General features: G+C 59.5%; 16 protein-coding genes. 11 read left to right on the top strand and 5 right to left on the bottom strand.

Translation table 11 applies throughout. The annotated features are described in order from the left end of the window. Nucleotides 1-3 precede the first annotated feature (3 nt). Together PMI16_RS00205 and PMI16_RS00200 are read left to right on the top strand one after the other, a co-directional pair. On the top strand, nt 4-762 hold the full coding sequence (locus PMI16_RS00205; RefSeq protein WP_007875212.1) for an SDR family oxidoreductase: 759 nt from the start codon (nt 4-6) through the stop codon (nt 760-762). A 188-nt stretch (nt 763-950) separates the two neighbouring features. Continuing rightward, nucleotides 951-2,267 (top strand): MFS transporter, encoded by a 1,317-nt coding sequence (locus PMI16_RS00200; RefSeq protein ID WP_007875210.1) that lies wholly within the window; start codon nt 951-953, stop codon nt 2,265-2,267. Between the two features lie 87 nt (nt 2,268-2,354). On the opposite strand, the gene PMI16_RS00195 is transcribed toward PMI16_RS00200, so the two are convergent. Next, nucleotides 2,355-4,139: a phospholipase D-like domain-containing protein gene (locus PMI16_RS00195; protein ID WP_007875207.1), complete on the bottom strand. Its 1,785-nt coding sequence runs from the start codon at nt 4,137-4,139 to the stop codon at nt 2,355-2,357. 198 nt (nt 4,140-4,337) lie between these two features. Continuing rightward, complete coding sequence (locus tag PMI16_RS00190) at nt 4,338-4,907, bottom strand: hypothetical protein (protein WP_007875205.1); 570 nt, start codon at nt 4,905-4,907, stop codon at nt 4,338-4,340. Between the two features lie 128 nt (nt 4,908-5,035). Here PMI16_RS00190 and PMI16_RS00185 point away from each other — a divergent pair, with 128 nt between their 5' ends. From PMI16_RS00185 to PMI16_RS00155, 7 genes are all read left to right on the top strand, one after another. Beyond that, nucleotides 5,036-6,553 (top strand): protein adenylyltransferase SelO, encoded by a 1,518-nt coding sequence (locus PMI16_RS00185; RefSeq protein WP_007875203.1) that lies wholly within the window; start codon nt 5,036-5,038, stop codon nt 6,551-6,553. A gap of 97 nt (nt 6,554-6,650) precedes the next feature. Continuing rightward, nucleotides 6,651-7,049, top strand: a complete 399-nt coding sequence (gene msrB / locus PMI16_RS00180; protein ID WP_007875201.1) for a peptide-methionine (R)-S-oxide reductase MsrB — start codon at nt 6,651-6,653, stop codon at nt 7,047-7,049. Between the two features lie 63 nt (nt 7,050-7,112). Then, on the top strand, nt 7,113-7,733 hold the full coding sequence (locus tag PMI16_RS00175) for a septation protein A (protein ID WP_007875199.1): 621 nt from the start codon (nt 7,113-7,115) through the stop codon (nt 7,731-7,733). Continuing rightward, entirely contained in the window at nt 7,730-8,005 is a 276-nt protein-coding gene (locus tag PMI16_RS00170; protein WP_007875198.1) for a BolA family protein, read from the top strand. Before PMI16_RS00175 ends, PMI16_RS00170 begins: the two co-directional genes overlap by 4 nt. A 67-nt stretch (nt 8,006-8,072) precedes the next feature. After that, a complete protein-coding gene (locus PMI16_RS00165) occupies nt 8,073-8,849 on the top strand; it encodes a peptidylprolyl isomerase (protein WP_007875196.1) in 777 nt (258 codons plus the stop codon). 441 nt (nt 8,850-9,290) lie between these two features. Further along, nucleotides 9,291-10,367, top strand: coding sequence for a porin (locus PMI16_RS00160; protein ID WP_007875194.1), 1,077 nt, complete (start codon nt 9,291-9,293; stop codon nt 10,365-10,367). Between the two features lie 266 nt (nt 10,368-10,633). Next, nucleotides 10,634-10,963, top strand: a complete 330-nt coding sequence (locus PMI16_RS00155; protein ID WP_007875192.1) for a hypothetical protein — start codon at nt 10,634-10,636, stop codon at nt 10,961-10,963. 90 nt (nt 10,964-11,053) lie between these two features. Here PMI16_RS00155 and purL read toward each other — a convergent pair whose 3' ends face one another. Continuing rightward, nucleotides 11,054-15,073: a phosphoribosylformylglycinamidine synthase gene (purL, locus tag PMI16_RS00150; protein WP_007875191.1), complete on the bottom strand. Its 4,020-nt coding sequence runs from the start codon at nt 15,071-15,073 to the stop codon at nt 11,054-11,056. A 187-nt stretch (nt 15,074-15,260) separates the two neighbouring features. Continuing rightward, on the bottom strand, nt 15,261-16,280 hold the full coding sequence (locus PMI16_RS00145) for a zinc-binding alcohol dehydrogenase family protein (RefSeq protein ID WP_007875190.1): 1,020 nt from the start codon (nt 16,278-16,280) through the stop codon (nt 15,261-15,263). A 136-nt stretch (nt 16,281-16,416) separates the two neighbouring features. Here PMI16_RS00145 and PMI16_RS00140 point away from each other — a divergent pair, with 136 nt between their 5' ends. Next, nucleotides 16,417-17,337, top strand: a complete 921-nt coding sequence (locus PMI16_RS00140) for a LysR family transcriptional regulator (RefSeq protein ID WP_007875189.1) — start codon at nt 16,417-16,419, stop codon at nt 17,335-17,337. 57 nt (nt 17,338-17,394) lie between these two features. Here the strand turns inward: PMI16_RS00140 and PMI16_RS00135 are convergent, their stop codons facing one another. Further along, on the bottom strand, nt 17,395-17,706 hold the full coding sequence (locus PMI16_RS00135) for a BON domain-containing protein (protein WP_007875188.1): 312 nt from the start codon (nt 17,704-17,706) through the stop codon (nt 17,395-17,397). A 333-nt stretch (nt 17,707-18,039) separates the two neighbouring features. Here PMI16_RS00135 and PMI16_RS00130 point away from each other — a divergent pair, with 333 nt between their 5' ends. Further along, nucleotides 18,040-19,443: an FAD-dependent oxidoreductase gene (locus tag PMI16_RS00130; protein ID WP_157212479.1), complete on the top strand. Its 1,404-nt coding sequence runs from the start codon at nt 18,040-18,042 to the stop codon at nt 19,441-19,443. Nucleotides 19,444-19,522 lie beyond the last annotated feature (79 nt).

Raw genomic sequence — 19,522 nt, 5'->3', positions numbered from 1 at the left:
GACATGCGACTAAAAGACAAAGTAGCCATCGTGACCGGCGCGGGTTCGGGATTCGGCGAAGGCATCGCCAAGACCTACGCGCGTGAAGGCGCGCGCATTCTGGTGGCGGACATCAACGAAGCCGGCGGCAAACGCGTCGTCGACGAAATCCTCGCAGCCGGCGGCCAGGCGCGTTTCATCAAGACCGACGTGTCGAAGAGTACCGACGTCGCCGCCATGCTGGCTGCCGCGCTGGACGCCTTCGGCGGCCTGCACATCGTGGTCAACAACGCCGGCACCACGCATCGCAACCGTCCGATGCTGGAAGTGGAAGAAGACGAATTCGATCGTCTCTACGCGATCAACGTGAAGAGCATCTTCCTGAGTGCCAAGACCTTCGTGCCCTACTTCCGCAAGGTCGGCGGCGGCGCTTTCATCAACATCGCATCGACCGCCGGCATCCGCCCGCGTCCGGGCCTGACCTGGTACAACGGCAGCAAAGGCGCGGTCATCACGACCAGCAAATCGATGGCGGCGGAACTCGGCCCGGACAACATCCGCGTCAACTGCGTCAATCCGGTGATGTCGGCAACCGGCCTGCTGACCGAATTCATGGGCGTGCCGGATACCCCGGAAAACCGTAAAAAATTTACCGCGACGATTCCGCTGGGCCGTTTCTCGACGCCGGACGACATCGCCAACGCCTGCCTGTACCTGGGTTCGGACGAAGCGTCGTTCATTACCGGCGCTTGCCTGGAGGTGGACGGCGGACGCTGCGTGTAACGCCGGGCGACATTCGTCAGTGTTTTGTCAGGCCTGCGGGAGTTTGCGTTGGATCGGCACTTTTTGTGTCTATAATCACGCTGCAATAAAAAAAGAAGAGCCATCAGTACTTTAAATAAAGCCAGTCCACGAGACTGGCTTTTCATAACAACAAGGCTGATCCATTTTTAATACGTATGGAGTGAGACATGTCGACTACCCCAGCACAAGGCGTTGCCGCGTCGCCCGGCAACAATGTATCGTTCGAAGAAGCGACCTTTTCCAAGGTCACGTGGCGCCTGCTTCCCCTGCTGTTCCTCTGCTATGTCGCGTCCTACCTGGACCGCGTCAACGTCGGCTTCGCCAAGTTGCAGATGCTGCAGGACCTGAAGTTCAGCGAAACCGTCTACGGTCTCGGCGCCGGTATTTTCTTTATCGGCTATTTCATTTTCGAAGTCCCCAGCAACATCATCCTGCACAGGGTCGGCGCGCGGCTGTGGATTGCCCGCATCATGATCACCTGGGGCATCATTTCCGGCGCGATGATTTTCGTGACGACGCCGGAAATGTTCTATGTCATGCGTTTCCTGCTGGGCGTGGCCGAAGCCGGCTTCTTCCCCGGCGTGATCCTGTACCTGACCTACTGGTATCCCTCGCATCGCCGCGGCAAGATCACGGCGCTGTTCATGACCGGCATCGCGATTTCCGGCGTGATCGGCGGGCCGCTGTCGGGTTGGATCATGCATGCCTTCCCGGGCGTGCACGGACTGACCGGCTGGCAATGGATGTTCATCCTGGAAGCGATTCCTTCGCTGGTGCTGGGCGTGGTCGTGATTTTCTATCTGAAAGATCGCATCCGCGATGCACATTGGCTGACCGAAGATGAAAAGCGTCTGCTGGAATCGCAGATCGCGCAGGAACAGGCCGACAAGACCGAAGTGTCGCTGGGCCAGATGTTCGCCGACGGCAAGGTCTGGCTGAGCGCGATCATCTATTTCTGCTTCGTGATGGGCTTGTATGGCGTGAGCTTCTGGCTGCCGACCATCATCAAGACGACCGGCGTGAGCGATCCGCTCAACATCGGCTTGCTGACGGCGATTCCCTATGCGATCGCGGCCGTGGCGATGATCATGATCGGCCGCAGCGCCGACCAGCAGCGCGAACGTCGCTGGCACGTTGCGATCCCGGCTTTCCTGGGTTGCGTCGGCCTGCTGTTCAGCACCGTATACGACCACAACACGCTGCTGGCGATGGCTTCGCTGACCCTGGCTGCGGTCGGCATCCTGACCACGCTGCCGCTGTTCTGGAGCCTGCCTACGGCGTTCCTGAGCGGCACGGCTGCTGCTGCCGGCATCGCGCTGATCAACTCGCTGGGTAATCTGGCAGGCTTTGTCAGCCCGTATCTGGTCGGTTGGCTGAAGGACGCCACCCAAAGCACCAACACGGGCATGTATGTGCTGGCGGGATCGCTCTTGCTGGGAGGACTGCTAACGCTCGCGGTGCCGGCCAGACTGGTCAATAAGTAGGCTATCTAAGTAGGCTATCAAGCAAGCTGTTTTCCTGCGCCCGGCGCTTCAGCCGGGCGCAATTTCCCTGCGTTCTTCCTTCTTTTCCTAGCGCGTTACCGGCACGGCTCCCAGCCAGAACCGCAACTGCGCCGAACGAATCTCTCCCTTGTCGCCGAAGTATTTGCTCTGCCATTCGTCGGGCTTGACGCTCAGCATGGTGTCGGCGGCCTTCTGGCCTTTGTCCTGCACCATCCAGCGCCATGAGAAGTGATCGTAGATATCCAGCACGTGCGTCGCGTAGGCTTGCGCCAGCGCCTGCTGTCCTTTGAAGATGGCCAGGTTGTCGTCGTTGTCGTAAGACGCCTTGTAGCCGAGGTTGTGGCTGCCGGTCACGACGACGCAGTTGTCGGAAAACGGATCGATGACCACGATCTTGTCGTGGGTGACGGCGAAGCCGGCCGAGAGAATTTCTTTCTGCCAGCCGGCCGGAACGGCACTGGTCAGCGCCTTGGCCGAAATCACGCGCGGATCCTGTTTGCCGGGCGGATCGCCCTTCTTGCGCTTGGGCGGCTCCACGCCTTGCAACTCGTACAGGAAGCCTTCCGCCGTGGACGGATTGGTCACGCAGCCGCGCACGAACAGATCCTTGTTGGCTTTCTGCGCTTCCGCCACCCAGTTGACGATGCTGGGCGTGCCCGGATAAAACGCCAGGAACAACACGGCATGCTGCGCGCCGGCGATCAACTGCGCCACCTCGTCCATGTCGGGCGGACGCGCTTCATTGGCGCGGGAACGTCCGCGCGCTTTCGGCGTATTCGGCGAAAACCAGCTGGTGACGGTTGAACCGTCCGCCTGTTTGAGCAGTTTCGGTTTGGCGTCCCAGCTGCGCAATTTGGCGCCCTGCAAGGCCTTGGCGTTGTCGCCGGCGGCTTCGGTATCGGCGGCCAGCTGATTCCAGTAATCGAGATAGCGTTTCGCCAGCGCCGCATCGTCGGACACGATGGTGTTGTTGGTCTGCGTGCACAGGCCGGTCGAGGTCCAGTTGGTCGAGCCGAACAATACCGCCTGCGCCTTGCCCTTGGCATCCACATAGACCAGGAACTTGTTGTGCGCGATGTGATTGGACGGCACCATGCGGTCGATCAGCTCTCCCGCCGTCTTGCGCAGACGCTTGCGCGAGGCGTCGTTGCCGTCCGTGATGCCGCTGGCGCTTTGCTGGTCGCCGGCCTTGGGATTGGAAAGAATCAGGTGCAGTTTCTTGCCGGCTTTCTCCAGCGCACCGATGAGTTCGTCGTCGCCGAGTTCGTACAAGGCGGCGTAAAGCGTGGCGCCCTTGCCCGCGCGCGCGACGAAATCCAGCAAGGCCCCGATCATGTCGCCGGCCAGGCTTTTGCGCATGGCGTTGCCGGGTTGGGTCACCATGGCGAGCAAGCTCTCCTTGTCGGGATGACCGTCCATGGCGCGCGAAACGCGTTGCGTCGAGATCAGGCCGCGGTTGAAATACGCCTGCAAGTCCGGCGCGACCTGCGGGCTCAGCGTGACTTCGTTGGAGATGGCAAAGCCGACGCGCATCGGCGTCAGGCTTCCCGGCTGTCCTTCCAGCGGCACGATCTTGTAGCGGAAGGTGCGGCTGCCCTTTTTGCCGCCATCGCCGGCAATCAGGCGGGCGTAGGGGTCTTTCCAATAGAATTTCTGGATCGGGAATTGGGCGGTAGTCTGCGCAGGCTGGCGTTTCATGCCGGGAAAGACGGCCATCGAAGGAAGCGCCGTTTCCTTGCCCGCGGCGTCGATACGATATACCGCAAAACCCAGGCAACCGGGCAGCTTGCGGCCATAACTCCATGCAATCACGACAACGTCGTTGTCGGCGAACGCTACAGCATTTTGCATACACATCTCCTATCCGATGATGAGAAACCCGTGACGCGCTACTCTGCAAACGACCTGCATTGCAAGGTAGCGCCGCCATGTGACCGGACAATGACAGGGAAAGATCGGCCTGTTCAAGAACGGATGTGCATTAATCGGAGAATTCGAGAGAATTCGAGAAGATTGCGACCGCCGGCAAAATAAATGGCGAGAAATGATTTAACGCGCCAGGCGCTGCCAGATCCGTTCAAGCGCCGCTTTGAGGTTGGCGCCGTCGCCTTGCACCTGCCCAACGCCGTATTCCTTTCTGGTGATGGCGCCGTCGAACAAGTCCACTCCCCAGACGACATCCATTGACTGCACCGCAGGCAGCTTCTGTGGAAAACGCCATACCGCGTTCGCCAGCTCGATGACTGCGGCAAGGTCCCCATCGCTCAAGAGCACCGTGCGGCTTTGCACCACTGCCAGTTTGTGTGTCGCGGCATCAAGCTGGGTGATGAAGCGCGTCATCTTGCGCTGGTCGATGTCGACCGCTTCCCAATAGCCGACCGGCGTGGCAAAACTGCCGTTGGAGAGAACCACGCCACGCGTCGGAATCATCTCGGCAGGAACATTGATCTTGCAGTCGGTGCAAATCTGCTGCTTGACCGGTGCATAGGCAGGCAAAGCGGATGCTGCGGCCGATGACGCGCCCTCTGCCGCGCGAGCGTTCGTCGCCATGCAGATCGCCGCCAACGCGATTGCCATGCTTGCCATTGCTGCGCGGCGCAGTTGCTTGTTCGCTTTCATGTATTCCTTGTCGTGATTTGATCTGTCCGAGTAAAAAAGGATGGTATCGCCAAAAACAGCGCGATCCTATGGGATAGCCGCTTCTCTGTCAAAATGGCGCTTTCAGCCGTCACGCACACCTTCTCTTGATGAATTCTCCTGCCTCCCCCCCTGTCACCAGCGCCGACACCAGCGTCAACGATACTGCCTCGCTGCTTCCATTCGGCAATGCATTTGCAGAACTGCCGCCGGCGTTCCATACGCACTTGCAGCCGACGCCTTTGCGCGCGCCCTATCTGGTTGGCGTCAGCGCCGATGCGGCAGATCTGATCGGCCTCGATCCGGCGATGGCAAACAGCAGCAGCTTTGTCGACGTCTTCACCGGCAACGCCGTCGCACGCGACTCCAAGCCGCTGGCGGCGGTGTATTCCGGCCATCAGTTCGGTGTCTGGGCAGGCCAGCTCGGCGACGGCCGCGCGATTCTGCTCGGCGATCTGCCGGCGCGCGACGGCGGCCGGATGGAATTGCAGCTCAAGGGCGCCGGCCAGACGCCCTATTCGCGCATGGGCGACGGCCGCGCCGTGCTGCGTTCGTCGATCCGTGAATTTCTCTGTTCGGAAGCGATGGCTGCGCTGGGTATTCCCACCACGCGCGCACTGTGCGTAACCGGATCGGACCAGCAAGTCCGGCGCGAGACCATGGAGACCACCGCGGTCGTCACGCGCATGTCGCCCAGCTTCATCCGCTTCGGCTCCTTCGAACATTGGTATTACAGCAAGCGCCACGACGAGCTGAAGCTGCTGGCCGACAATGTCATCGCCAATTTCTATCCGGAGTTTCTCGGCGCCGAAAATCCGTACCGCGAACTGCTGGCGGAAGTCACCCGCCGCACCGCGCACCTGATGGCGCACTGGCAAGCGGTCGGTTTCATGCATGGCGTGATGAATACCGACAACATGTCCATCCTCGGCCTGACGCTGGATTACGGTCCGTTCGGTTTCATGGAGGCTTTCGACGCACGCCATATCTGCAACCACACCGACCAGCAAGGCCGCTATTCATACCAGATGCAGCCGCGCATCGGCCAGTGGAACTGTTTTGCGCTGGGACAGGCGCTGCTGCCGCTGATCGGCAGCGTGGAAGAAACCGAAGCCGCGCTGGCGCAGTACGAAGCCGAATTTGCCGCGAAGAACGACGCCCTGCTGCATGCCAAACTGGGACTGGCTACCCGCCAGCCCGACGACGACAAACTGTTCGAGGCGATGTTTGCCATCCTGCAAGCCGGTCATGTCGACTTCACGCTGTTCTTCCGTCGCCTCAGCGACATACAGGCCGGAAGCGACGCCGGCGATGAAGCATTGCGCGATCTGTTCATCGAACGGCCTGCCTTCGACGCCTGGGCCGCGCAATACCGCGCCCGCCTGCAACAGGAAAACAGCCTGGATGCGCCAAGGAAACTTGCAATGGACGCAAGCAACCCCAAATACGTGCTACGGAATTACCTGGCGCAAGTCGCCATCGACAAGGCGCAAAACAAGGACTTCTCCGAAGTCGCGAAGCTGCTGGATATCTTGCGCCGGCCTTTCGACGAGCAGCCCGAACACGACAAGTACGCCGACCTGCCGCCGGACTGGGCCAGCCATCTTGAAGTAAGCTGCTCTTCCTGAGCGTAAGATCCGGCGCCAAAATCCGACTAATACGCAACTAACCCGCAACAAGCGGACTTTTATATCCTTATTGCCACTTTCACCACGGAGCATCAGCATGACTGCCAAAGTCCAAAAAACCGACGCCGAATGGCGTGCCCAACTGGATGCGATGGAATATCAGGTGACCCGCCACGCGGCGACCGAACGCGCCTTCACCGGCAAATTCTGGGATCATCATGAAGTTGGCATCTACACCTGTGTCTGCTGCAATACGCCGTTGTTCGCTTCAGATACGAAGTTCGACTCGGGTTGCGGCTGGCCCAGCTATTTCAAAGCGCTCGATCCTGCCAACGTGCGCGAGATCGTCGACAAGAGCCATGGCATGATCCGAACCGAAATCGTGTGCAACGTATGCGACGCGCATCTCGGTCACGTGTTCCCCGACGGCCCGCCGCCGACCGGCTTGCGCTATTGCATCAATTCGGCTTCGTTGCGCTTTGATCCGGCCACCTGATAAGCTGCGGTCTGTATTGTCCTGCCCCATCCCGCTCACTTACCTTTAAAAAGACTCAAGCACATGAAGTTCCTGTTCGACCTCTTTCCCGTCATCCTATTTTTCGGCGTTTTCAAATGGGGGGAAGGTCATGCCGATGCCGCCCAGGGCCTGGTGTCGCAGTATTTGTCGGGCGTCATGTCCGGCGGCGCCGTGACGGCCACGCTGGCGCCTATCCTGCTGGCCACGGCGGTCGCCATCGTCGCCTCGCTGGCACAGATCGGCTACCTGCTGGCGCGCCGCAAGAAGGTCGACGGCATGCTGTGGGTGTCGCTGGCCATCATCGTGGTGTTCGGCGGCGCGACGATCTATTTCCGCGACGATACCTTCATCAAATGGAAGCCGACCATTCTCTACTGGTGCTTCGCCGCCGCCTTGATCATCAGCCAGGTTTTTGTAAAGAAAAACCTGATCCGCGTAATGATGGAAAAACAAGTTTCCCTGCCTGAACCGGTGTGGGGCAAGCTCAATGTCGCGTGGTCGATTTTCTTCGTGGTGATGGGCTTGCTCAATCTCTATGTGGCCTTCAACTACGCCATCGATACCTGGGTCAACTTCAAGATGTTCGGCACCATGGGGCTGATGTTCGCCTTCATCATCGCGCAGAGCCTGTTCTTGTCGAAATACATGAAAGATGCCGAATGAGCGAGCGCCACGACATCATACGCGCACGCCTGCTTGCAACTTTCTCCCCGAGCGAGTGTCAAGTCGAAGACGAGTCCGCCCTGCATGCCGGCCATGCAGGGGCAGCGTCGGGCGGAGGCCACTATCGCGTTCGCCTGATTTCCACCGTTTTTGAGGGCAAAAATCGGTTAATTCGCCATCGGCTGGTGTATGATTGCTTGGCTGATATGATGCACAAGGATATACACGCACTGGCGATCACCGCCATCGCACCATCTGAAATAGCGAACTAACAAGACTATCCCTCCTCTATATCTCTCATTTCCTCGATTTATTACCTCCATTTTTTAGGATTCAATAATGACATTCAAACCCGCTCGTTTGCTGGTACTGCTGTTTGCAACCGCTGCTTTGCCAGTCATGGCGCAAAATCTGGCAGTCGTCAACGGCAAGGCAATTCCATCCTCGCGCGCTGACGCGATGGTCAAGCAAATGACAGCACAAGGCCAGCCTGACAGCCCACAACTGCGCGGCGCCGTGAAAGAAGAGCTGATCAATCGCGAAATCCTGATGCAGGAAGCCGATAAGCAAGGTCTGAGCACCAACCCTGACATCAAGAATCAACTGGAACTGGCTCGTCAAGGCATCGTGATCCGCGCCCTGATCGGCGACTACCTGAAGAAACATCCGGTTGCTGACGCCGACATCAAGGCCGAATACGACAAGTTCAAGGCGCAAGCCGGCGACAAGGAATACCACGCTCGCCACATCCTGGTCGACAAGGAAGAAGATGCGAAGGCGATTATCGTCAAGCTGAAGGCCGGCACCAAGTTTGAAGACCTGGCCAAGCAATCCAAAGACACCGGTTCCGCAGCCAATGGCGGCGATCTGGATTGGGCAACGCCTGCTTCGTTCGTGAAGCCGTTCTCCGACGCCATGGTGGCGCTGAAGAAGGGTGACATCACCGAAACACCGGTGAAGACCCAATTCGGTTACCACGTGATCAAGCTGGAAGATACACGTCCAGCCAAGGTCCCAACCCTGGAAGAAGTGAAGCCGCAAATCGCTGAAGCGCTGCAACAGAAGAAGCTGCAAGCCTATCAGGAAGAACTGCGCAAGAAAGCCAAGGTTCAGTAAGCTGGAAGTACAAGCCAAACTACCCGGCGGGATGCGATTTCAGCCTCCCGTCAGTTGAGAAAACGTCCATCACCGACATCGGTTTTGGACGTTTTTTTAATTTAAACAGTCATTTTTTTGTTTTGTACAAAAATGGCCTGTCGATGCGTAAAAATATAAAAAATTTACACTTGCCTGCGTGAAATATGCATTTCGGTCAATATTAATGACGAAATAATTTACGCATTTACCGAAAAACTACAAATAGCACGTCCGTCAGTTAATTCCTTTTTCACTCGAAAAATCTCCTGATATTCTCTCGCCTACCCCACAGGGGGTAACGCCGCATCAAGCGACAATACAAAAGCAAATGCGGCGATGAAGGTGCGCAGACAAGCACTACACAATAGCGTTCACGTCTTCGCACGAACCATAAAAAACAGCAAGTTTCAGGAGAAATGCATGAAAAAAACTTCTTTGGCACTCGTCATCGCCAGCCTCGCCGGCAGCAGCGCCTTTGCTCAGTCCACCGTCACCGTCTACGGTATCGTCGACACCAGCATCCGCTATGTCAGCAGCGACAATACCGCCGGCAACAGCAACTTCAAGATGGACAACGGCGCGATTTCCAACAGCCGTATCGGCTTCAAGGGAACGGAAGACCTCGGCGGCGGCCTCAAGGCCAACTTCCGCCTGGAAAACGGCTTCAACTCGGACACCGGCGGCTTCTCCACTCCAGGCGTGCTGTTCAGCCGTCAGTCGTGGGTCGGCCTGAGCAACGGCTACGGCCAGCTCAGCCTGGGCCGCCAGAACACGCCGCTGTTCGACCTGATGGCCGATCACTTCGATCCGCTGACAGTCGGCAACTACGCTGCCAACTCCTGGCTGCCGGCTGGCGCGACACTGGTTCGTAACGCGAACATGATCAAGTACTACGGTACTTTCGGCGGCCTGTCGGCCGGTCTGAGCTGGGCCATGGGCGAGCAAGCCGGTTCCGTGCGCAAGGGCAGCCAGGTCAGCTCGTCGCTGCAATACACCACGGGCAATCTGTCCTTCGGTGGCGGCTATCAGCAAACTGTTGACTCCACCACCAATGCCAACAAGGACACCGCTTACAACCTGAGCGTTTCCTATGTGATCGGCGCCGCCAAACTGTACGGCGGCTACTACAAGATCAAGGACAGCACAGGCACAACTTCCGCCTACTTCGCACTGGAAAACAGCCCTGCCAGCAGAACCGGCGGCGTCGTTGGCCTGCAACGCAAGGATGACGGTTACTTCCTGGGCACCACCTATCAACTGACACCGGCGTGGGCACTGACCGGCGCGGCATACTATGACAAGAGCAAGAACGTCAGCGTTGCCGGCGACAGCGGCAAGCGCTATGCACTGGTCGGCGTTGCCGAGTACGCATTGTCCAAGCGCACCCAGGTCTATGGCACGGTTGACTACAACAAGGCCAAGGATGCAGCCCAGGTCGAACTGGCCGGCAAGAGCAACGTGACCGGCCTGTCGGTCGGCATTCGCCACATTTTCTAAGCCTTGCTTCTTCGCTGAGAAAAACCGGCTGCATGTGTCATCCACTGTAGTTGGCGAATTGAAAAACGCAGATGCCTGAACGGATCTGCGTTTTTTCGTTTTTTCGTTTTTTCTTTCAGCAACGAAATGCGAAATACGGGTGTAAATGCACAATTTCGCATCCGTCTCTCGATTTTCTTTCTGCTTTCCTACCGTTTGTAACACGCACGAAACCAGCTGCATTTCACTGAGTCACAGCATCTCTTCATGACTTCGGAAATGCATCAATGAATCCCAACAACTGGTCTTCGATGGAATTGTTCATCATCGGCACATGTCTGTGCTTACTGCTTTTTTCTGCCACCCTCTCTACCTGGCAAGCTTTTCACAGCAAGACCAAAAGCTGGCTCTGGCGACTCTACTCGACCCTGATCTGGGTCGGCATGCTCATCGCGCTGTACAGCGATCAATTCACGACCGCGCGTGCGCCCGGGATGCCTCCGGAATTCGCCATTGGCGTCTGGCTCGTGACCGCGGGAATATTTTCCGCGATTGCGCATGGCTTGCTCATTCTGGTACGCCACGTGCGCCAACGCCAGACTTTGCAAATCAGCTAAGCCGGACAGCGCCGGCAAACTGCACGCAATAAAAAAGGCACTCCGAAGAGTGCCTTTTCGTTCCTGAGGGCGACAACATGCAGCGATGTTTTATCCGACCCATTTGCGCGCGTTACGGAACATGCGCATCCATGGCGAATCCTCGCCCCACGCATCCGGATGCCACGATTGCGTCACGGTGCGGAACACGCGTTCGGCGTGCGGCATCAGCACGTTGAAACGGCCGTCCGGCGTGGTCACCGAAGTGATGCCTTGCGGCGAACCGTTCGGGTTGTAGGGATAGGACTCCGTCACCGCCCCCTTGTTGTCGATGAAACGCATCGCCACCAACGCCTTGTTGGCGTCGCCGGTCAGCGAGAAGTCGGCAAAACCTTCGCCGTGCGCGACTGCGATCGGCGTCTGCGTGCCGGCCATGCCTTGCAGGAAGATCGACGGCGACTCCTGCACTTCCACCATCGAGAAACGCGCTTCGAACTGCTCCGATTTGTTGCGCGTAAACTTCGGCCAGGCTTCGGCGCCCGGAATGATGGACTTGAGGTTGCTCATCATCTGGCAACCGTTGCAGATACCCAGCGAGAAGGTGTCCTGACGCTGGAAGAACTGCGAGAACTGCTCCGCCAGTTGGGCGTTGAACAGAATCGTCTTGGCCCAGCCCTCGCCCGCGCCCAGCACGTCGCCGTAGGAGAAGCCGCCGACGGCGATCAGGCCGGTAAAGTCGCCCAGCCTGGCGCGGCCGGCAATCAGGTCGCTCATGTGCACGTCGACCGATTCGAAGCCGGACTTGTGCATCACGTAGGCTGTTTCGATGTGCGAATTGACGCCCTGCTCGCGCAGGATCGCCACGCGCGGACGCGCGCCGGTGTTGATGAACGGCGCGGCGATGTCTTCCTGCGGATCGAAAGTCAGCTTCGGCGTCATGCCGGGATCGGCGACATCCAGCAGGCGTTCGTACTCGGCATCGGCGCAGGCCGGGTTGTCGCGCAAGCGCGCGATGCGCCAGCTGGTTTCGCTCCACAGGCGATGCAGCGCGCTGCGCGGCTGGCTGTAGATATTCTTGGCGTCGCGCATGAACTCGATCACGTCGCGATTGTTCGGCTTGCCGATGATGTGGCTGCAGGCGCCCAGGTTATAGGCACGCAGCACGTTCATGACTTCCGACTTCTGCTCGGCGCGCACCTGGATCACGGCGCCCAGCTCTTCGCTGAACAGCGCGCGCAGCGTCATTTCGTTGCGGCGCTCGCCGACTTGCGACGCCCAGTTCTTGGAGTCGCCCCAGTCGGAAGCGTGCTCGCCTTCCATGGTCAGGATGTCGAGGTTGATCGACAAACCACTGCGACCGGCAAACGCCATTTCCGCCAGCGTGGCGAACAGGCCGCCGTCGGAACGGTCGTGGTAAGCCAGCAACCGGCCTTCCTTGTTCAACTGCTGGATCGCGGCGAAGAAGCCCTTGAGGTCTTCGGCGCTGTCGACGTCCGGCGTTTCATTGCCGATCTGTTGCATGACCTGCGTGAGCGCGGACGCGCCCATGCGGTTCTTGCCGCGGCCGAGGTCGATGGCGATCAATACGGTGTCGCCCAGATCAGTACGGATCTGCGGCGTCAGCGTGCGGCGCACGTCCTGCACCGGCGCGAACGAAGACACGATCAGCGATACCGGCGACGTCACGGACTTGGCGGCGCCATCGTCTTTCCAGGTGGTGCGCATCGACAGCGAGTCCTTGCCGACCGGAATCGACACGCCCAGCGCCGGGCACAATTCCATACCGATGGCCTTGACCGTGTCGAACAGCGCGGCGTCCTGGCCGGGCTGGCCACAGGCCGCCATCCAGTTGGCCGACAGCTTGATGTCGGAAATCTTGTCGATCGCAGCGGCGGCGATATTGGTGATCGCTTCGCCGACCGCCATGCGGCCCGAGGCGGCGGCGTCGATCACCGCCAGCGGCGTGCGCTCACCCATTGCCATCGCTTCACCGAGATAGCCTTCCAGGCTCATGGCGGTGACGGCGCAGTCGGCAACCGGCACCTGCCAAGGACCGACCATCTGGTCGCGCACGGTCATCGCGCCGACGCTGCGGTCGCCAATGGTGATCAGGAAGGATTTGTCGGCCACGGTCGGCAGACGCAACACGCGATGCGAGACCTCAACCAAATCCATGCCGGTCAGGTCGACCGGCGGCAATTCAACCGCAACGTGCTTGACGTCGCGGTGCATCTTCGGCGGCTTGCCCAGCAAGACATCCATCGGCATGTCGACCGGATTGTTGTTTTGCTCCGGATCGACCAGCTTCAGCTGGCGCTCTTCCGTCGCGGTGCCGACCACGGCGAACAGGCAGCGCTCGCGCTCGCACAGGTAGCGGAACAGCGGCAGTTGTTCCGGCGCGATCGCCAGTACATAACGTTCCTGCGATTCATTGCTCCAGATTTCCTTCGGCGCCAGGCCGCTCTCTTCCAGCGGGATCTTGCGCAGGTCGAAAATCGCGCCGCGCTTGGCGTCGTTGGTGATTTCCGGGAAAGCGTTCGACAGACCGCCGGCGCCGACGTCGTGGATCGACAGGATGGGATTGTCGTCGCCCATGGTCCAGCAGGCGTTGATGACTTCCTGCGCGCGGCGTTCCATTTCCGGATTGCCGCGTTGCACGGAGTCGAAGTCCAGGTCGGCGGTGTTGGCGCCGGTGGCCATCGACGATGCGGCGCTGCCGCCCATGCCGATGCGCATGCCCGGGCCGCCCAGCTGGATCAGCAGGCTGCCGACCGGCAGGTCGTTCTTCTTGGTGTGCTTGGCGTTGATGTTGCCGATGCCGCCGGCGATCATGATGGGCTTGTGGTAGCCCTGCACGTTGCCGCCGACGTTTTGTTCGTAGGTGCGGAAATAGCCGCCCAGGTTGGGACGGCCGAATTCGTTGTTGAACGCAGCGCCGCCAAGCGGACCGTCGATCATGATCTGCAAGGGCGAAGCGATGCGGTCGGGCTTGCCGTAGATGCCGGCCTGCGCCAGGGCATCGCGCTGCGCCGGCGCTTGCGCAACGTCGCGGGCGTTTTCCCATGGTTGCACGGCGTGCGTGACCATCAGGTTGGAGACGGTGAAGCCGGTCAGGCCCGCCTTCGGCTTGGCACCGCGGCCGGTTGCGCCTTCATCGCGGATTTCGCCGCCGGCGCCGGTGGAAGCACCCGGGAATGGCGAAATCGCGGTCGGGTGATTATGCGTCTCGACCTTCATCAGGATGTGGGTCAGTTCGTCCGATGCTTCGTAGACGTTGCCCTTGGCCGCACCACGCTGGTAGAAGCGCGAAATGTTGGCGCCTTCGATCACGGAAGAATTGTCGCTGTAGGCGACCACGGTGCCTTCCGGATGCAGTTCGTGGGTGTTGCGGATCATGCCGAACAGCGACTTGCCTTGCTTCTCGCCGTCGATGGTCCAGTCGGCGTTGAAAATCTTGTGGCGGCAGTGTTCGCTGTTGGCCTGCGCGAACATCATCAGTTCGACGTCGGTGGGATTGCGCTGGGCGCGGGTGAAGGCATCGACCAGATAGTCGATTTCATCGTCCGACAGGGCCAGGCCGAGTTCGGTGTTGGCGTTTTCCAAAGCCGCCTTGCCGCCTTTCAGCAGGTCGATGAATTCCAGCGGCTTGGCTTGCAGCTCGCTGAACAGTCCTGCCGCTTCCTGCGGCGTGCGCAGGACCATGTCGGTCATGCGGTCGTGCAGCAATGCGGCAACCGCCATCAGGCTGGCTTCGTTGAGTTTCTTGGCGCCGCCCAGCAAGCCGGTCTTGACCTGGACGTGATACGCAATGCCGCGCTCGATGCGATGGATGTGCGCCATGCCGCAGTTGTGGGCGATGTCGGTGGCCTTGCTGGCCCATGGAGAAATCGTGCCGAAACGCGGGATCACGACGAATTCGTCGCCCTCGGCCGTGCCGGAGAACGGTTCTCCGTATGTCAGCAAGCCGTCGAGGCGCGCCTTGTCGTCCTGCGAGACTTCGCCGACGGCGTCGATGAAGTGGATGTAGCGTCCGGTCACGCCGGTAATGGCGGCATCGACGGATTGCAGTTGGGACAAGAGACGTTGAGTGCGGAAGGCGGAAAGGGCATTGGAGCCCGGCAGGATCAGCATGGCGGAAAGTCAGGATTTGGCGGTGGAATCGAGTCGTATTGAGTCGTGGCGCTACTGAATGTGCATTCCGTAGCGTAGTGCTTATACGAAAACCCGAATTATACCTTGCCCACCCTGTTCCAGCCCATGAAAACCGCCATTCCGGCGGGAAAGCGCCCCGGAATGGCGGCATCTGGCGATCAGGCGCTTAAAAGTCTTTCAGGACAATCTTGCCGATGACGCGACCGCCTTCCAGATCGGCATGCGCCTGGCGCAGGTTGGCCGCATTGATCGGCGACAACACCTTGCTGACGGTAGTCTTGATCACGCCCTGGTCGATCAGATGAGATATCTCGTCCAGCAGCTTGCCCTGCTCGGCCATGTCCGGCGTCTGGAACATCGAGCGCGTGAACATGAATTCCCAGAAGAAACCGGCACTCTTGGCTTTCAACAGGGAAACATCGAGCGGACCATTGTTTTCGACGATGGTGGCAATCGTGCCTTGCGGCGCGACGATCTGGGCAGCCGCCGGGAAATGCTTGTCGGTGTCGTTGAGGATCAAGACGTGCTCCACTTGCTCGACGCCCAGCGCCTTCAATTGCGCCGGCATGTCGCCGAAGTGGTTGATGACCTGCTGCGCGCCCAGTTCGCGCACCCATTTTTCCGATTCCGGACGCGAAGCCGTGGCGATCACGTTCAGACCGACCACCTTGGCCGCCAGTTGGATGGCAATCGAGCCCACGCCGCCTGCGCCGCCGATGATGAGAATGCTGGACGCCTTGCCGGAAGCGGCTTTGCGCGACACGCGCAGACGTTCGAACAAGGCTTCCCACGCGGTAATCGCCGTCAGCGGCAAGGCTGCGGCCTCCTCCATCGCCAGCGACGCCGGCGCATGGCCGACGATGCGCTCGTCGACCAGTTGGAATTCGCTGTTGCTGCCGGGACGCGTGATGTCGCCGGCATAGAACACCTTGTCGCCGACCTTGAAGCCGCTCACGTCCGCCCCGACCGCTTCCACAATGCCGGCGGCATCCCAGCCGAGCACGCGCGGCGTGTCTTCGACCGTGTCCTTGGGCGCGCGTACCTTGGTGTCGACCGGGTTCACGGCGATGGCCTTGACGGCCACCAGCAGGTCGCGGCCTTGCGGCGTCGGACGCGGCAAGTCCACGTCGAGCAGGGATTCGGGGTTGTCGATGGGCAGGTAACGCTTTACGGCGACGGCTTTCATGGTCTTTCTCCTTAGGTTCATGCACCCGGGAATGTCCGGGAGATGAGGCATTATTACAGCCATGCAAAAACAGATAAATAGACTTAAAATTGAATTACTTACAAATCAGATTTGAAAATAGCCACTGCCGACATCCATGTACGCCATCACCGACCTGCAATTGCTGATCCACACCGCCGACACCGGCAGCCTGTCGCAGGCGGCGCGCCTTCTCGGCATCCTCCCGGCCACTGCCAGCGCCAGCCTGAAACGCGTCGAGCAGCGGCTCAATACCCGGCTGTTCGCGCGCTCCACGCGCAGCATGCGGCTCACGCCGGAAGGGGAAATTTTTCTGGAATATTGCCGCGACGCCCTGGCGCTGCTGCAAGAAGGCGAATCCCTGCTCAGCAGCAGCAAGGACGCCATCCAGGGGCACATCCGCTTGTCGATGCCGTCGGACATCGGACGCAACGTCCTGCTCCCGTGGCTCAACGATTTTCAGACGCAACATCCCGACGTCAAGTTCACCATGCAGTTTTCGGATCGCATGGCCGACCTGTTCCGCGATGCCGTCGATGTCGCGATCCGTTCGGGCAAGCTCAGCGATTCGACCCTGGTGTCGCAACAACTGGCCGTCGGCCGGCGCGTGCTGGTGGCCTCGCCGGTTTATCTGGAGCGACGCGGCACGCCTGCCGCACCGGTGGATTTGCACGATCACAATTGCCTGCTGTTTTACCTCAAGCAAGGCTTGTTCAATCAATGGAGTTTTCAGAACGGCAAACAGCGCATCGACGTCAAGGTGCAAGGCGACCGCATGACCGACGATGCATCCATCGCGCGCCAGTGGGCCGTGGCCGGCGCCGGGATTGCCTACAAATCCTGGATCGACGTGCGCGAAGACGTGCGCGCGGGACGGTTGACGACGGTGCTGGACGACTATTGCCGCGAAGAGATTCCGCTCAATGCGGTCTATCCGCATCGCAACAGCGCGTCTCCCACGGTGAGGGCCTTGCTGGGTTTTCTGCGCAGCCGTTTCGATGCGCTGGAAAATGAGAACGCGACCATGCCGCAGAAATAAAATCGGCCCGGATCAACTTGCGGTCGATCCGGGCCGATGGCGTGAAGAAGCCGATACTTATTTCACGACGAGGCTGTTCTTGACGCCTTTGACGCCCTCCACCTTGCGCGCGACCTCGGCAGCCTTGAGGGAAGTGGCGCTGGCATTGACGAAACCGCTCAATTGCACGATGCCCTTGTAGGTTTCCACGCTGATTTCCAGCGTCTTCAGCGTCGGCTCTTCGAAAATCGCCGCCTTCACCTTGGTGGTGATCACGGTATCGTCAATGATCTGCCCGGTGCTGGCTTGCTGAGGGGTCGACGCGCAACCGGCCAGGGCCAGCATGAACAGAGCGAAGAAGAATGCAGCAAAACGTTTGGACATTGTCATAAGTTCACCTTTATAAGAATTGATGTGGAACGCCTGCTTCAGGGTGTCAGAGCGGTCAGAACGAAAACGGAAAGACCGGATATTCCGGCACACCGCACTGTAGCCAATTCCCCCATGGAATAACAGGCCTTCTTGAGAGGAATTTTCGATTTTCAAGTTCCGGCGCCGCGGCGGAATTTTCCACCTTCCCGACAACAATCAAAAAAATGCGAAGATTGATGACAAGGCTTATTTATCTTTTCTTCATTTTTATCTTTTTGCCATTTATCGCTGCGTTTTCTGCATCATCGGCCGAAGCCGATGACAAAAAAACGGCCTTTGCGCACTGCGGCCATGCCGATTTGGTATCATTCAGGCCGCATTACCGAGGCAACATCCACAGTGCCCGCCAAAACAGGTCTGCATGGGGAGCGACCTTTCAGTTTCGATAAAATTAGTGACGATATAGTGACGCAAAATAAAACGCTGAAACAAATTGCAGTTGTCGGCGGTGGCCTGTCTGGAGTAACCACCGCTTATTTCCTGGCGCGCGCCGGCTTCGAAGTTGCCGTTCTGGAGCGCCGCGCCAATGTTGCCGAAGAGGCGACCTTCGGCAACTCCGGCCTGCTGGCGCCGTGCGTGGTGCAACCACTGGTGTTGCCGGGCATCGCCAGGACGGCCCTGTCCAACCTGTTCAAGAACGATCCGCCCATCCTCGTCAAATCCGGTTTCCATCCGGCGCGCTGGCGCTGGGTACGCAAATCGCGGCGCGAGTACCAGGATTACTTTTCGCTCAACAAGCAACGCCTGACGCGATTGTCCGCCTACGGCCAGATGCTCACCCAATATATCCAGGACCAGTACGCGCTGGAGCAGGAAAACAGCCAGGGCCTGCTGCATCTGTTTCGCCAGCAAGCCGATGCGGATCGTTGCGCCGCCATCGAGGACAGCCTCAGGCAGTTCGAACTGCCGCGACTCAATCTCAAGGGACAGGATGCGATCCGCCAGGTGGAGCCGGCCTTCCAGTCGGCAACGCCGATCGCCGGCGCGCTGTATTACCCGAAAGATGCGGCAGGCAATTGCGTCCTGTTCGTCAAACAGTTGCGCGCCATCGCGCAATCGCTCGGCGTGCAATTCCATTTTTCGCAATCCGTCAAAGCGATCCGCCCGGAACTTGGCGGCCGCGTCTCGATCGATGTTGCAGGCGAAAACGGCAGCGACAGCAGCCCCCTGACGGTCGACGGCGTGGTGCTGGCAGCTGGCATGCAGAACATGTCCCTGCTCAAGCCGTTGGGCATGTCCTTGCCGCTCTGTCCGATCCAAAGCTACAACGCCATGGCCGCCGTCAAGAATCTCGACGAAGCGCCCAACACGACATTGTTCGACGAAACCTACAAGGTTGCCATTGCGCGCGTGGGCAACCGCATCCGCGTATCGGGCCTGCTCGGCTTCCTGCCCAGGACCGACCAGCCGCACGCCAAGGCCATCAGCAGCCTGCTCAAGGTCGCCAACGACTACTACCCGAATGCGGCCAATTTCAATACGGCCAGTTTCTGGAGCAGCACGTTCGCATTGCAGCCCAACGGCATGCCGCTGGTCGGCGGCACCACGCACGGCAATATCTTCATCAACACCGGGTACGGCGCACACGGCTGGTCGACGGCAGTCGGCTCGGCCAAATTGCTGGCCGACGCCATGGCCGGACGCGAGCCCGAGATCGACAGCGACGGCCTGCTCCTGCCGACGGCAACGTCCTAGCCGGCAGCAAGAGCGGATGCGCCGGCTGACGGCGCGGTCGCTCTTGCCGCGGAACACTGGTTCCGCGCCTGTCCCGGTC

This window comes from Herbaspirillum sp. CF444 (genome assembly GCF_000282135.1).
Classification (GTDB): domain Bacteria; phylum Pseudomonadota; class Gammaproteobacteria; order Burkholderiales; family Burkholderiaceae_D; genus Herbaspirillum.
The sequence above is the reverse complement of the archived record's forward strand: the minus strand, read 5'-3'. Positions and strand labels throughout refer to the sequence as shown.

What these genes read in the sequence shown, in the direction of transcription:
- PMI16_RS00205 (WP_007875212.1), top strand. Translation starts at nt 4, where the DNA reads ATGCGACTAAAAGACAAAGTAGCCATCGTGACCGGCGCGGGTTCGGGA.
- PMI16_RS00200 (WP_007875210.1), top strand. Translation starts at nt 951, where the DNA reads ATGTCGACTACCCCAGCACAAGGCGTTGCCGCGTCGCCCGGCAACAAT.
- PMI16_RS00195 (WP_007875207.1), bottom strand. Translation starts at nt 4,139, where the DNA reads ATGCAAAATGCTGTAGCGTTCGCCGACAACGACGTTGTCGTGATTGCA.
- PMI16_RS00190 (WP_007875205.1), bottom strand. Translation starts at nt 4,907, where the DNA reads ATGAAAGCGAACAAGCAACTGCGCCGCGCAGCAATGGCAAGCATGGCA.
- PMI16_RS00185 (WP_007875203.1), top strand. Translation starts at nt 5,036, where the DNA reads ATGAATTCTCCTGCCTCCCCCCCTGTCACCAGCGCCGACACCAGCGTC.
- msrB (WP_007875201.1), top strand. Translation starts at nt 6,651, where the DNA reads ATGACTGCCAAAGTCCAAAAAACCGACGCCGAATGGCGTGCCCAACTG.
- PMI16_RS00175 (WP_007875199.1), top strand. Translation starts at nt 7,113, where the DNA reads ATGAAGTTCCTGTTCGACCTCTTTCCCGTCATCCTATTTTTCGGCGTT.
- PMI16_RS00170 (WP_007875198.1), top strand. Translation starts at nt 7,730, where the DNA reads ATGAGCGAGCGCCACGACATCATACGCGCACGCCTGCTTGCAACTTTC.
- PMI16_RS00165 (WP_007875196.1), top strand. Translation starts at nt 8,073, where the DNA reads ATGACATTCAAACCCGCTCGTTTGCTGGTACTGCTGTTTGCAACCGCT.
- PMI16_RS00160 (WP_007875194.1), top strand. Translation starts at nt 9,291, where the DNA reads ATGAAAAAAACTTCTTTGGCACTCGTCATCGCCAGCCTCGCCGGCAGC.
- PMI16_RS00155 (WP_007875192.1), top strand. Translation starts at nt 10,634, where the DNA reads ATGAATCCCAACAACTGGTCTTCGATGGAATTGTTCATCATCGGCACA.
- purL (WP_007875191.1), bottom strand. Translation starts at nt 15,073, where the DNA reads ATGCTGATCCTGCCGGGCTCCAATGCCCTTTCCGCCTTCCGCACTCAA.
- PMI16_RS00145 (WP_007875190.1), bottom strand. Translation starts at nt 16,280, where the DNA reads ATGAAAGCCGTCGCCGTAAAGCGTTACCTGCCCATCGACAACCCCGAA.
- PMI16_RS00140 (WP_007875189.1), top strand. Translation starts at nt 16,417, where the DNA reads ATGTACGCCATCACCGACCTGCAATTGCTGATCCACACCGCCGACACC.
- PMI16_RS00135 (WP_007875188.1), bottom strand. Translation starts at nt 17,706, where the DNA reads ATGACAATGTCCAAACGTTTTGCTGCATTCTTCTTCGCTCTGTTCATG.
- PMI16_RS00130 (WP_157212479.1), top strand. Translation starts at nt 18,040, where the DNA reads ATGCCGATTTGGTATCATTCAGGCCGCATTACCGAGGCAACATCCACA.